Source organism: Mycobacterium sp. 852002-51057_SCH5723018 (genome assembly GCF_001667035.1).
Taxonomy (GTDB): domain Bacteria; phylum Actinomycetota; class Actinomycetes; order Mycobacteriales; family Mycobacteriaceae; genus Mycobacterium.
On the sequence record NZ_LZIR01000007.1, the window covers coordinates 1 to 13,030 of the forward strand.

General features: G+C 66.4%; 11 protein-coding genes. 6 read left to right on the forward strand and 5 right to left on the reverse strand.

The annotated features are described in order from the left end of the window. The first annotated feature begins 8 nt into the window (after positions 1-8). From A5764_RS02270 to A5764_RS02295, 6 genes are all read left to right on the forward strand, one after another. Entirely contained in the window at positions 9-1,457 is a 1,449-nt protein-coding gene (locus A5764_RS02270) for a VWA domain-containing protein (protein WP_067107963.1), read from the forward strand. 468 nt (positions 1,458-1,925) lie between these two features. Next, on the forward strand, positions 1,926-2,606 hold the full coding sequence (nadD, locus tag A5764_RS02275) for a nicotinate-nucleotide adenylyltransferase (RefSeq protein ID WP_082951424.1): 681 nt from the start codon (positions 1,926-1,928) through the stop codon (positions 2,604-2,606). Further along, complete coding sequence (gene rsfS, locus A5764_RS02280) at positions 2,603-3,022, forward strand: ribosome silencing factor (RefSeq protein WP_067107902.1); 420 nt, start codon at positions 2,603-2,605, stop codon at positions 3,020-3,022. The genes nadD and rsfS overlap by 4 nt, the downstream gene beginning before the upstream one ends. Continuing rightward, positions 3,019-3,693 (forward strand): glucosyl-3-phosphoglycerate phosphatase, encoded by a 675-nt coding sequence (gene gpgP, locus A5764_RS02285; RefSeq protein WP_067107905.1) that lies wholly within the window; start codon positions 3,019-3,021, stop codon positions 3,691-3,693. The genes rsfS and gpgP overlap by 4 nt, the downstream gene beginning before the upstream one ends. Then, positions 3,683-4,438, forward strand: coding sequence for a diglucosylglycerate octanoyltransferase (gene octT, locus A5764_RS02290; RefSeq protein WP_067107908.1), 756 nt, complete (start codon positions 3,683-3,685; stop codon positions 4,436-4,438). Before gpgP ends, octT begins: the two co-directional genes overlap by 11 nt. Positions 4,439-4,549: 111 nt before the next feature. Beyond that, positions 4,550-5,383 carry a DegV family protein gene (locus tag A5764_RS02295; RefSeq protein ID WP_067107911.1) on the forward strand — a complete coding sequence of 278 codons (834 nt, stop codon included), beginning with the start codon at positions 4,550-4,552 and terminating at the stop codon, positions 5,381-5,383. Here A5764_RS02295 and A5764_RS02300 read toward each other — a convergent pair. From A5764_RS02300 to pe, 5 genes are all read right to left on the reverse strand, one after another. After that, on the reverse strand, positions 5,380-8,289 hold the full coding sequence (locus A5764_RS02300) for an RND family transporter (protein WP_067107914.1): 2,910 nt from the start codon (positions 8,287-8,289) through the stop codon (positions 5,380-5,382). The two genes, A5764_RS02295 and A5764_RS02300, sit on opposite strands and share 4 nt — an antisense overlap. Next, positions 8,286-8,714, reverse strand: coding sequence for an MmpS family transport accessory protein (locus tag A5764_RS02305; RefSeq protein WP_067107966.1), 429 nt, complete (start codon positions 8,712-8,714; stop codon positions 8,286-8,288). The genes A5764_RS02300 and A5764_RS02305 overlap by 4 nt, the downstream gene beginning before the upstream one ends. A gap of 219 nt (positions 8,715-8,933) precedes the next feature. Then, positions 8,934-9,992, reverse strand: coding sequence for a dihydrodipicolinate reductase (locus A5764_RS02310; protein WP_067107917.1), 1,059 nt, complete (start codon positions 9,990-9,992; stop codon positions 8,934-8,936). 93 nt (positions 9,993-10,085) lie between these two features. Beyond that, positions 10,086-11,843, reverse strand: coding sequence for an AMP-binding protein (locus A5764_RS02315; RefSeq protein WP_082951426.1), 1,758 nt, complete (start codon positions 11,841-11,843; stop codon positions 10,086-10,088). Between the two features lie 49 nt (positions 11,844-11,892). After that, positions 11,893-13,023, reverse strand: coding sequence for an acyltransferase PE (gene pe / locus A5764_RS02320; protein ID WP_067107923.1), 1,131 nt, complete (start codon positions 13,021-13,023; stop codon positions 11,893-11,895). Positions 13,024-13,030 lie beyond the last annotated feature (7 nt).

Consider the following 13,030-nt stretch of genomic DNA (forward strand, 5'->3'; position numbering starts at 1 on the left):
CTGAACTGCTGGCAGCCCGGCGGATCCGGCCCACCCGCCCGCTCGCCCCGCACGGGCTGCCCGGCCACCTGGTCGGCTTCGTCGAAGCGCTTCGCGCGCAGGGGATTTCGGTGGGGCCCTCGGAGACGGTGGACGCCGGGCGGGTGATGGCCACCCTCGGGTTGGGCGATCGCGAGGTGCTGCGCGAGGGCATCGCGTGCGCGGTGCTGCGCCGCCCCGATCACCGCGAGACCTACGACGCCATGTTCGACCTCTGGTTCCCCGCGGCCCTGGGCGCCCGGGCGGTGGTGTTGGAAGCAGGGGACGAGGCCGGCGAGGCGCGCGACTCGTTGCCGGCCGACGACGTCGAGGCGATGCGCCAGATGCTGCTCGATCTGCTCAGCGAAAACCCCGAGCTCGCCGACATGGACGAGCGCCTGGTCGCCATGATCGCCCAGATCGTCGAAGCCTACGGCAAATACAGTTCCAGCCGCGGCCCGTCGTTCTCGTCGTATCAGGCGCTCAAAGCGATGGCGCTGGACGAACTGGAGGGCAAGCTGCTGGCGGGGCTCCTCGCCCCGTACGGCGACGAGCCCACCCCGACCCAGGAGCAGATCGCCAAAGCGCTTGCGGCGCAAAGGATCACGCAACTGCGCAAGATGGTCGACGCCGAGACCAAGCGGCGTACCGCCGAGCAACTCGGCCGCGACCACGTCCAGATGTACGGCATCCCACAGCTTTCCGAGAACGTCGAGTTCCTGCGCGCCTCCGGCGAACAGCTGCGCCAGATGCAGCGGGTGGTGGCGCCACTGGCCCGCACCCTGGCCACCCGGCTCGCCGCGCGCCGGCGCCGCAGCCGCGCCGGGGTGATCGACCTGCGCAAGACGCTGCGCAAGTCGATGTCCACCGGCGGGGTGCCGATCGACGTGGTGCTGGCCAAACCCCGCCCGGCGCGGCCGGAACTGGTGGTGCTGTGTGACGTTTCGGGTTCGGTCGCCGGGTTCAGCCACTTCACCCTGCTGCTGGTGCACGCGCTGCGGCAACAGTTCTCGCGCGTCCGGGTGTTCGCCTTCATCGACACCACCGACGAGGTCACCCACATGTTCGGGCCGGAAGCCGACCTGGCGGTGGCGATCCAGCGGATCACCCGGGAGGCCGGCGTGTACAGCCGCGACGGCCATTCCGACTACGGCAACGCGTTCGCCTCGTTCGTGCAGGCGTTTCCCAACGTCCTGTCGCCGCGCGCCTCGCTGCTGGTGCTGGGCGATGGCCGCACCAACTACCGCAACCCGGAGACCGAGCTGCTGAGCCACATGGTGACCGCCAGCCGGCACGCGCACTGGCTCAACCCCGAGCCCAAGCACCTGTGGGGCAGCGGCGACTCGGCGGTGCCGCGCTACCAAGAGGTCATCACGATGCACGAATGCCGGTCCGCTAAACAATTGGCCGCGGTGATCGACCAGCTGCTCCCGGTGTAGGACCGCCGAGCGTGCGTGTTTGTCCGGCGACACGCCGCAATAGCCGTACAACTGCGCACCCTCGCGGGGTCGCGGCGTGCCACATCAGGCCAGTAGCTCGACCTCGACTGGGAGCTTGCGATAGATCTCCAGGGCCCGCCGGTCGCGCGTCATGCCGATGCTCATTCGCGGTGGCGCCGACAAGCGCGTCGTAGACCAAGACACCGGCAATTCCGATCGCTCCGAGCATCGTTACCAGCGACGCCGCCCCGCGAGTTCCGAGGAACCTACTCTCTGGGGACGCATTTGCGAGCAACTGCGTGACCGTCGCTGGAGTCCCACGTGCCGGCGGCGGTGATCCGCAACGACAAGCGCGACGGCGAGGCTGGTGTCGACGAGAACCGCGGCTGTTCTAGCGCTGGCCGGCATCGCGCAATGCCTGCATGACCGCCCGAGCCGCACGAGGACTCTCAAGTAAGCTGGCACATCGTGCAAAAGCAGGTTCGCAGGCTGGGAGTGATGGGTGGGACGTTCGATCCCATCCATTACGGGCACCTGGTCGCCGCCAGCGAAGTGGGCAACCTGTTCGACCTCGACGAAGTGGTGTTCGTGCCCAGCGGCCAACCGTGGCAGAAGGACCGGTACGTCTCGCCCGCGGAGGACCGCTATCTGATGACGGTGATCGCGACGGCGTCCAATCCCCGGTTCTCGGTGAGCCGCGTCGACATCGACCGCGCCGGCCCCACCTACACCCGGGACACCCTGCGCGACCTGCACGCGCTCAACCCGGATGCACAGCTGTACTTCATCACCGGCGCCGACGCCCTGGAATCCATCCTGTCGTGGCACGGCTGGGAGGAGCTGTTCGACCTGGCGCGCTTCGTTGGCGTCAGCCGGCCCGGCTACGAGCTACGTCACGACCACATCACCGGGGTGCTGGGCGAGCTGGCCGAAGACGCGCTGACCCTCGTCGAGATCCCGGCGCTGGCGATCTCGTCGACGGACTGCCGGCGGCGCGCCGAAGAGCGCCGGCCGCTGTGGTACCTGATGCCCGACGGCGTGGTGCAGTACGTCTCCAAGCGCCGGCTGTACCGGCGGCCGCCCCACCAAGCGACGGACGGGTCCGAAAGCCCGACGACCTCTAGCCTTGCCACCGGGAACAACACATGACCGCCACCCAGGAAGCCATCGACATGGCCACCGTGGCGGCCAGCGCGGCCGCCGCCAAGCTGGCCAACGACGTGGTCGTCATCGACGTGTCGGGCCAGCTGGTCATCACCGACTGCTTCGTCATCGCCTCGGCGTCCAACGAGCGGCAGGTCAACGCCATCGTTGACGAGGTCGAGGAGAAGATGCGCAAGGCGGGCTATCGCCCAGCGAGGCGCGAGGGCGCCCGGGAGGGGCGCTGGACCCTGCTGGATTACCGCGACATCGTCGTGCACGTCCAGCACCAGGACGACCGCAACTTTTACGCGCTGGACCGGCTGTGGGGCGACTGCCCGGTGGTCCCCGTGGACACGGACTCCGCAGACCCGGCGGACGTTGCGGATTCGGAGGGCCCGGCGGATTCGGCGGGCGCGCAATGAGAATCCGCCGTCTGGTGATGCTGCGACACGGGCAGACCGATTTCAACCTCGGCAGCCGGATGCAGGGCCAGCTCGACACCGAGCTCAGCGAGCTGGGCCGGGCGCAGGCGGTCGCGGCCGCCGAGGTGCTGGGCAAGCTGCAGCCGCTGCTGATCGTGTCGTCGGACCTGCGGCGCGCCTATGACACGGCGATCAAGCTGGGGGAGCGGACCGGGCTGAAGGTCCGGGTGGACGATCGGTTGCGCGAGACCCACCTGGGCGACTGGCAGGGCATGACGCACGCCGAGGTCGACGCCGAGGCGCCGGGGGCCCGGCTGGCCTGGCGCGAGGATGCGACGTGGGCGCCCCACGGTGGCGAAAGCCGGGTCGACGTCGCCGCCCGCAGCCTGCCGGTGATCGCCGAGCTGATGTCCGGCGAGCCGGAATGGGGCGACGCGAACCAACCGGATCGGCCGGTGGTGCTGGTGGCCCACGGTGGACTGATCGCCGCGTTGTCGGCCGCGCTGCTGCGCCTTCCGGTCGCCAACTGGCCGATCCTGGGCGGCATGGGCAACGCCAGCTGGGTGCAGCTGTCCGGCCACTCCGGCGGCCCCGGCACCGATTTCGAGGACGTCCGCTGGCGCCTGGATGTGTGGAACGCTTCGGCGCAGGTGTCCAACGATGTCCTCTGAACCTCCCCAGAAGCAAGGGCCCAGGCCCATCCTGCTGGTCTTCGCAGACTCACTGGCCTACTACGGTCCGACCGGCGGGCTGCCCGCCGACGACACGCGCATCTGGCCCAACATTGTTGCCTCACAACTGGATTGGGATCTGGAACTCATCGGCCGCATCGGCTGGACCTGCCGGGACGTCTGGTGGGCGGCCACCCAGGACCCGCGGGCGTGGGCGGCGCTGCCCCGGGCGGGCGCGGTGATCTTCGCGACGGGCGGGATGGATTCGCTGCCGTCGGTGTTGCCGACGGCGTTGCGCGAGCTGATCCGCTACGTGCGCCCGCCGTGGCTGCGGCGCTGGGTCCGCGATGGCTACGGGTGGCTACAGCCCAGGCTCTCGCCGGTCGCCAGGCCCGCGTTGCCGCCGCACCTGAGCGCCGAATACCTCGAACAGACCCGCGGGGCAATCGATTTCAACCGCCCCGGCATCCCGATAGTGGCGTCGCTGCCGTCGGTGCACATCGCCGAGACGTATGGCAGGGCCCACCACGGCCGCTCGGGGACCGCCGCCGCGATCACCGAGTGGGCACAGGACCACGATGTTCCCCTGGTGGATCTCAAAGCCGCTGTGGCAGAACAAATCATGAGCGGTCGCGGGAACCCTGACGGCATTCACTGGAATTTCGAAGCCCACCAGGCGGTCGCGGAGTTGATGCTCAAGGCGCTGGCCGAAGCCGGGGTCCCGAACGAAAAACCACGCGGGTAGCGCTCATGACTGGCGCCGGCGACGATGCAGAGCGGAGCGATGAGGAGGAGCGGCGCTCATGACTGTCGCCGGCGACGATGCAGAGCGGAGCGATGAGGAGGAGCGGCGCTCATGACTGTCGTTGTGGTGACCGACGCGTCCTCGCGGCTGCCGGCCGAGCTGCTCGACAAGTGGGCGATCCGCGTCGTTCCGCTGCACATCCTGCTCGACGGCGAGGACCTGCGGGACGGCGTGGATGACATCCCCGACGACGTGCACAAGCTGCACGCCACCACCGCGGCGGCCACCCCGGCCGAACTGGCCAACGCCTACCAGCAGGCGCTGGCCGACAGCGAGGGGGACGGCGTTGTGGCGGTGCACCTTTCGTCGGCGCTATCGGGAACCTGCGGCGCCGCCGAACGGACCGCGGCCGACCTCGACCCGAAGGTGCGGGTCGTCGACTCGAGGTCGGCCGCGATGGGCACCGGCTTCGTGGCGCTGGCGGCGGCGCGTGCGGCGGCCGCCGGGGCCGACCTGGACGCCGTCGCCGACGCCGCGCGCTCGGCGGTGTCGCGCAGCCATTCGTTCATCGTGGTGCACCGGCTGGACAACCTGCGCCGCAGCGGGCGCATCGGCGGCGCCAAGGCGTGGCTGGGAACAGCACTGGCGCTCAAGCCGCTGCTGCGCATCGACGACGGCAAACTCGTTCTGTCCCAACGGGTCCGCACCGTCACCCACGCGACGGCGGCGATGATCGACCGGGTCTGCGAGGTGGTCGGCGACGCGCCGGCCGCCCTGGCGGTGCACCACGTCGCCAATCCGGACGGCGCCGAGGAGGTGGCAGCGGCGCTGTCGCAGCGGCTACCCGCGTGCGAGCCGGCGATCGTCACGCCATTGGGGCCGGTGCTCGCACTGCATGTCGGTGCGGGGGCGGTCGCGGTATGCGTGGAACTTCCCGAGTCCTAAGCGGGCCGCGCCCGTAAGGCGTTGTCACCGCGCGGGTGTACGACCTGCGGCCACCAGAACCAGCGCCCGAGCAGCGTGGCGATCGACGGCATCAGCAGCGTGCGCACGATCAGAGTGTCCAGCAGCAGGCCGATGCAGACGGTCGACCCGAACTGACCAAGCACGCGCAGGTCGCTGCCGAGCATCGCGGCCATCGTGAAGGCGAACACCAGGCCCGCCGCCGTCACCACCCCGCCGGTGCCCGCCATCGACCGGATGATCCCCGTCTTGAGCCCGCCATGGATCTCTTCTTTGAACCGAGATACCAGCAGCAGGTTGTAGTCGGATCCGACGGCCAACAGGATGATGACCGACAGCGCCGCGACGATCCAGTGGATCCTAATGCCGAACAGATCCTGCCAAATGAGCACGGACAGACCGAACGACGCGGCGATCGAGCTGGCCGCGGTGCCGACGATCACCAGCGCGGCAACCACGCTCCTGGTGAGCAGCAGCATGATCATGAAGATCAGCGTGAGGGCCGACACCACCGCGATCATCAGGTCGTATTTTTCGCCGTCGGCCATGTCTTTGAATGTCGCGGCGGTTCCGCCGAGATAGATCTTGGCGTCCGAGAGGGACGACTGCTTCAGTCCCTCTTGGGCGGCGGTGCGCTCGGAGTCGACACGCGAGATGCCTTCCGGGGTCATCGGATCGCCCTGATGGGTGATGAAAAAGCGCGCCGACTTGCCGTCCGGTGACAGGAACATCCGAAGCCCTGTCTGGAAATCCGGGTTGTCGAACGCCTCCGGCGGCAGGTAGAACATGTCGTCGTTCTTGGCGGCGTCGAAGCTTTGCCCCATGACGACCGCGGTGTTGCTCATGGCCTCCATCTGGTTGAGCATCGCCGAGAACGTCTGGTACAGCGTCAGCGTGATCCCTTTGGTGGTCTTCATCGTCGCAATCATGGTGGGAATCAACGCCAGCATGCCGTGCGTGGCCTCGGCGGTGCGCTGGATGTCAGCCGTCAGTTCGTGAAATTTGTCGGCGAGCTCGTCGATCCCGTCCAGGGAGTCAAATACTGACCTCAACGACCAGCAGATCGGAATGTCGTAGCAATGCTTTTCCCAGTAGAAATAACTGCGTATCGGCCGCCACATGTCCTCGAAATCCGCGAGGTGGTTGCGCAAGGTATCGGTGATTTCCGATGTTTCCGCCGTGGTCCTTGCGCTGTCGTCAGCGGCATTGGAAAGATCTTGTGTCACTTGGTACATGCGCTGCGTGGTGTCGATCAGGACCTGCATCTCGTCGGCCATCTTGAGGATGTCGGCCATTCGCTCCTTGAGGAATTCCATATTCTGCATGGTCGTTTGGCTCTGCATGCTGTTCTGGAACGGAATCGAGCTGTGTTGAATGGGAATGCCCAGCGGCCTGGTGATGTCCTGGATCATGGCGATGCCGACCGTGCGCATGACATTCTTGGCCACTCTGTCCAAAACGAGCATGTCGGCCGGATTGCGCATGTCGTGGTCGGCCTCCACCATCAACATGTCGGGGTTCATCCGCGCCTGCGAGAAATGCCGGTCCGCGGCCGCCTGCCCGACGTTCGACGGGGCCGAGGTCGGCAGGTAATAGCGGTCGTTGTAGCTCGTCTTGAAGCTCGGCAGCGCGACCATACCGACCAGGACGACCGCGCCGCTGACCGCCAGAATGGCTACCGGCCAACGCACCACCGCGGTGCCGACCCGCCGCCACAGCCCACCCCTCTTGGCCGCCCGTTTGGTCTCGAAGAGGTGAAATCGGCTGCCCGCGACAATGACCGCGGGACCCAGCGTTATCCCGGCCAGCACCACGACCAGCATTCCGATCGCCACGGGCGCGCCCATGGTGTTGAACCAGGGCAGCCGCGCAAAGCTCAGACAATAGGTCGCCCCGGCAATGGTCAACCCGGACCCCAGGACGACGGGGGCGACGCCGCGGAATGTGGTGTAGTAGGCGGTTATTCGGTCCTCGCCGGCTCGGAGCGCCTCTTGATAGCGGCCGATGAGGAAGATCCCGTAGTCCGTCCCGGCCGCGATCGCCAACATGGTGAGGATGTTGGCGGCGAACGTGGTGAGCCCAAACACGTTGTGGTAGCCGAGAACCGCGACCACTCCTCGCGCCGATGACAGCGCGATGCCGGTCATGAACAGCTGGACGAGTGTGGTGACGATGGAGCGGTAGACCAGCAGCAACATGATCGCGATCGCACCCAGGGTGAACAGCGTGATCATGGCCAGGCTGTTATTGCCGATGATGAACATGTCGTCGCTGAGCGCCGCGGGACCGGTGACGTAGGCCCGCACCCCGGGCGGCGGTTGGTTCTGCTCGATCACCCTGCGGACGGCGTCGACGGAGTCGTTGGCCAGCGTCGTGCCCTGGTTGCCGGCGAGGTTCAGCATCACGTAGGCGCCCTTGGCGTCGGCGCTCTGCGCGCCCGCGGCCGTCAGCCGGTCTCCCCAGAAGTCCTGGATGTGCTGGATGTGCTGGGGATCCTGCCGCAGTTGCCGAATCAGTTTGTCGTAGTAGTGGTGCGCGTCCTCGCCGAGGGGTTGCTGGCCTTCCAACACGATCATCACCGTGCTGTTGGAATCGAATTCGTGGAAGTTGTGACCCAGTCGCATCATCGCCTTCATCGACGGCGCGTCCAGGGGGGTCATCGGCGCCGAGTGTTGCTCGCTGACTTTTTCGAGAGTCGGCACGATGACGTTCACCAGGACGGTGATGAACACCCAGCCCAGGATGATCGGCACGGCGAACCAGCGGATCACGTGCGGGATGACCGGCCAGTGGCCGCGCTCGGGGCGCCCGTTGCCCTGCACGTTGATCGGGCCCGTGGCCTCGGTGTCGTCGACGTGCGCGGGGCTCTTGCTGTTGAGGTCGCTCATGCGGACTTCACCAGGCAGAAGGTCTGTGCGTTGTGGCCGTCGGAGTTTTGCTGTTCGCGGACCACGCCGTCGACGGTGATCTTGCAGCTGATCTGGCTACCGTCGCTTTGCGCCACGATGTTCGCGCTCACCGCGGGCAGCGTGGTCGAGATCGTGGTCGACCACGGCAGCGGCGCCCCGTTGACCTGATGGGTGTTGGCGTTCTCGTCCCAGTAGTTGATGTCGGCGACGCTCCCTGGTGGTCCGGAGATTTGATAGACGACGACCTTCGGGTTGAACTGGAAGATCTCGATCCCTGCGCCGGCATTTGCGTTGAGGTCCTGCGAGCCGAAGACCTTGTGCAGCCGCGAGACGACCAGTCCGGAGACCGCGAGCACCACGATCAAAAGCAGCGGTATCCAACCTCGTTTCACTGCGCGGGTTATGACACCGGGTTTTCGACCTGAGTCGGCACTAGTCGTCACCTGACCGCCTTTCGCTCACTGACTTGGGGCTGCAACGCCCTTGCGGAGAGCTTGCTTCCCTCGTCACCCGCAGTCGACAACACCGTTTGTCAACGGACGCTTTGCTCAGCTAAGCATCGTAAACCGTAGTGCACGCAAGCGTTCCTCCGAGGTGGCCCTTATGTGACCACCGACACACCTCTAGCGCGCCACGCGGCCGGTGACCGGCGGCAAATCGGCGAGCGTGACGATGCCCGGTCTCGCGGCCACCACCGCCGGGACCGCGTTGGTGACCGGCATCGCGGTGTAAATCATTCCCAGCCCCATGAACCCGGGCTCCGTCCAGTCCTTCGGCGGCAGGCAGTGCACGACGGTGCGCATATTGGGCAACCCGAACACCTGGATGACGTGGCCATGCTCGAGCGGCTTGGGCGGAACGACGTGGCCGCCCATGGTCCAGTTGAATCCGACGCTGACGACATTGCGGTCGCCTTCCCAGCCGCGGTGGTAGCCGTAGACGCTGCCGACGGTTCCCGCGGGAATCTTCATGAAGCCCAGATCGGAGTCTGCGGTGGCCGCGGTGAAGGTGACGTCGAAGGTCATCCGGTCCAGCTTCGCTCCGATCGCGCCGGCCATCATGGCCGCCGACTCCGCGAACACCTCGCTTTCGCGCCGAACGCTCTCGGCCAGCCCCGGCGTGTCGGGGTCTTGCGAAAATCCCATCGCCGTCTGGGTTTCCGCCGACTCGTACGTCGAGCAGTCCACCGATTCGGTGATCCGGATCTCGTCGACGCGCTCGCAGGAGGCGGACAGCGCCATGCCGACCAGGTTCGTCATACCGGGGTGCGCTCCGCTGCCGAAGATCGTGGAACCGCCCCTCTCGCAGGCATCCTCGATGCGCTTGCGGTCCTCGGGTGTTTGCTTGCCGCCGGTGATCCAGGCCGCGCTGGTGCACACATTGACGCCCGACTCCAGTAGCCGAACCAACTCGTCGACGTTGGGCCACAACGGGTTATAGCAACAAGCGTCGGGTCGAAGTGCCAGCAGCGCGTCGATATCACTGGTCGCCTTGACGCCGGTCGGTTCCGGCCACCCGGACAGCTCCGCGGCGTCCGCTCCGACTTTGTCCTGTCCGTGGGCGTAGACGCCGACCAGTTCCATGTCTTGCCTGCCGATGATGGCGTGCAGCGAACGCCGCCCGATGTTGCCGGTTGTCCACTGGATCACGCGCAATGGACGGTGTGCGCTGGTCGTGCTCATCGGGGCTCCTTTGCCTACTGTTTTCGCGCGAACGTCGACTTGTTGGGCCGAAACCCGGGCCGGCCCAACAACTCGACGTTCGGCCGGTCGGAGTCAGGCGTCCAACCGGGTGAATTGGTCCTCGCGGTACTGTTCGACACAGGCAGCGCGCCGGATCTTGCCGCTCGTCGTGGTAGGGATCGACCCGGGCGACACCAGCACGAGGTCCCCGACATTCAAGCCGTGCTCATTGGATATCGCGGAGGTGACGTCGCTCTTGACGCGGGCGAGCCGTCGCGTCGCCTCGTGGTCGGAATCGTCCCGTTTCTTGAGCTCGATGACGGTTACCAGCTGCTCGGTACTGTCCACCGGAACCGATATTGCCGCGACCCGCCCACCTGTGATCCGTTGGACCGTGGCCTCGATGTCCTCGGGATAGTGGTTGCGCCCACGGATGATCAGCAGATCCTTGATGCGGCCGACGATGAACAGCTCACCGTCGAAGATGAAACCCAGGTCGCCGGTTTTCAGCCAGGGTCCCTCCGGGGTGCCCGGCGACGGGTCCACCAGCGTTGCACCGAAGCAGCGCTGCTCCTCCGGCGGTTTGCGCCAGTATCCGTCGGCGACATTGGGGCCATCTATCCAGATCTCGCCGACCAAGCCGTCCGGCAACTCGCGGCTCGTGTCGCTGTCGACGATGCGCAGCGTGGGGGATTGCGGCACTTTGTATCTGACCAGCGCCGTGCCGGTGCCGGCCGCGCACCGCTGAGCGCGGCCGGCGGACAGCTCCCCGACGTCGAATCGAACCGCGCTCGATGATTCACTCCAGGTGCCGGCCGTCACGAAGACGGTCGCCTCCGCCAAGCCATACGAAGGGCGCACCATGTCGTCGCGAAAATTGAAGTGGGAGAACCGATCGACGAATCGTTGCAAGGTGGCCGGCTCTACCCGTTCAGCACCGCTGATGATGCCGAGCACCCCGCCGAGGTCGAGTCCGGCCAGGTCGGCGTCCGTTGTTTTGCGCGCGGCCAGGTCGAAGGCGAAGTTCGGCGCCGCCGACCACGTTTGAGGACTCCCGGCCAGCGATTGCACCCATCTGGCCGGCCGTTCCAGAAACGAAATCGGACTCGTCAACTCGCCGCGCCAGCCGTTGAGAATTGGTGCGCAGACCCCCAGCACCAGACCCATGTCGTGGTAAAAGGGCAACCACGACACGACCGTGACGTCCGTCGGGGCTTTGATGTGGGAGTCCGCGAAATAGCCGCGCATCAGCTGCTCGAAATTCACCTGGAGGTTGCGGTGCGAGATCATGACCCCGGTCGGCAGCCGCGTCGAACCTGAGCTGTATTGCAAATACGCGATACTGGGCAAATCCCCTGTCCGAACGCCTGTTCCGCGATCGGCGTCCAGATTCATCGAATCGATTGCATCGATTGCATCGATTTCTACGATCTTGGGGATTGCGTCCAGGCGTGCCTGGTGAACGTATTCGGCGACATCCTCCGCGACCGCGGACGTTGTGAGAACAACTGAGGGCGACGTGTCGGCAAGCACCGCACCCACACGCTCATGACTCGAGCCGCGGTGCGGCAACGGCAGCGGAACTGCGATGAGCCCGGCCTGCATGGATCCCAGGAATGCCGCGATGTAATCGAGGGACTGCGGAGCCAGGATCACCGCCCTGTCCCCGACCGACCCATGAGGGCTGAGCTCGCGCGCCACATCGAGGGTTCGGCGGGACAACTGCGACCACGTCAGGCGCTCGGCAACACCCGCCCAGTCGGCTTCGTAATCGGTAAAAGCGAACGCCACGTCATGCGGCCGCAGGCTGGCGCGGCCGTGCAGCATCGAGAGAATCGATGACTGGGGTATAGGCGTCACATTACGTCCGTACTAATTCGGCGAATCTGTCGGCTCGGGGTCAGTGGTCGGCTTGTCCTGCGCCGTGCGACAACACGGACATGGCACCGCTGAGGATCTGCGAGAACGGGTCGGCACCGCCGCCGAATGTCGCCTGGTTGGCCGGCGCAGTGACTTCCGCGGGGTCGAAGCCGCGCACCGGGTCCACCTGAACCGGAGCGGTCGACGGGTCGTCGTTTCGCGAATAGCCGGCGTTCACCCGGGGGATCAGGATCGCGTCGAGCTTGTTCAGCGTGTCTTCCGGGATCCCGATGTAGGCCAGCGGCATGACGAGCGGAAGGTGCTTCTCCGGGACCATGATCGTCGTCTCTTTCGCGCCCCGGGAGTTGACCGTGGTCCTGATGTTCTGCGGTGGCACCATGCTGGGGTTCGTGAAGGCCACAGCGGTATGACCGGTGGCGAGGCCCATGACCGTGTTGGCGAGGGCGAACATATTGTCGGGCCGGTCGGGGAAGTCCGCGATCGAGTCGTATGCAGCCACGAACTTGTTGGTGTCGTATTGGCTCTCGTACGGCGGTGGCATCGTGTAGTCGAGTGCGGGAACGACGCTGCCGACCGGGAACATGGCGGTCAGGAAACTCTGACCGAAGGCGTGACGCCCAATCGGGTCGCCGAAGGTGGCGAAATTCAGCGTGCCCGGCGGGGGAGCGGTCGGGTCATTCGCCAGCCGAGCCTGCTCGCCGTCGACCACGAACCCACCCTCGGACAAGCCGATCGCCGTACCGGGGCGACCGGTCTTGATCGCCCCATCCAGGTTGTTTATCCCCACGTCGACCGACTCGCCGACGCTAGGGCCATCCAGACCCAGGCCCGGGAGCAGCTCATCGCCGACCTTGCCGATGCCCGGGAAGAGTCGCTCCAGCACATGGCCCTGAACCTGGCCCGCCGGGTAGGGGACGATTTCGCGCTTCTGGCCGGGGAACCATTGGGCGCCCTCCCGGCGGATGTACTCGTCGTAGGGGATCCCCAGAACATGAGCGCCTCCGAGGGCGAACGCTGTCTGGTCGCCTGGCGCCCCCGGAGTCGGCGGACCGCCGACGGGCGTTTCGTCAGCCGTCGCGGTGTTAACGCCGAAACATCCTGTGGCGCCGACAGTTACCAGCGCCGTAACTCCTGCGAGTAGTTTCTTCATCCCTGTC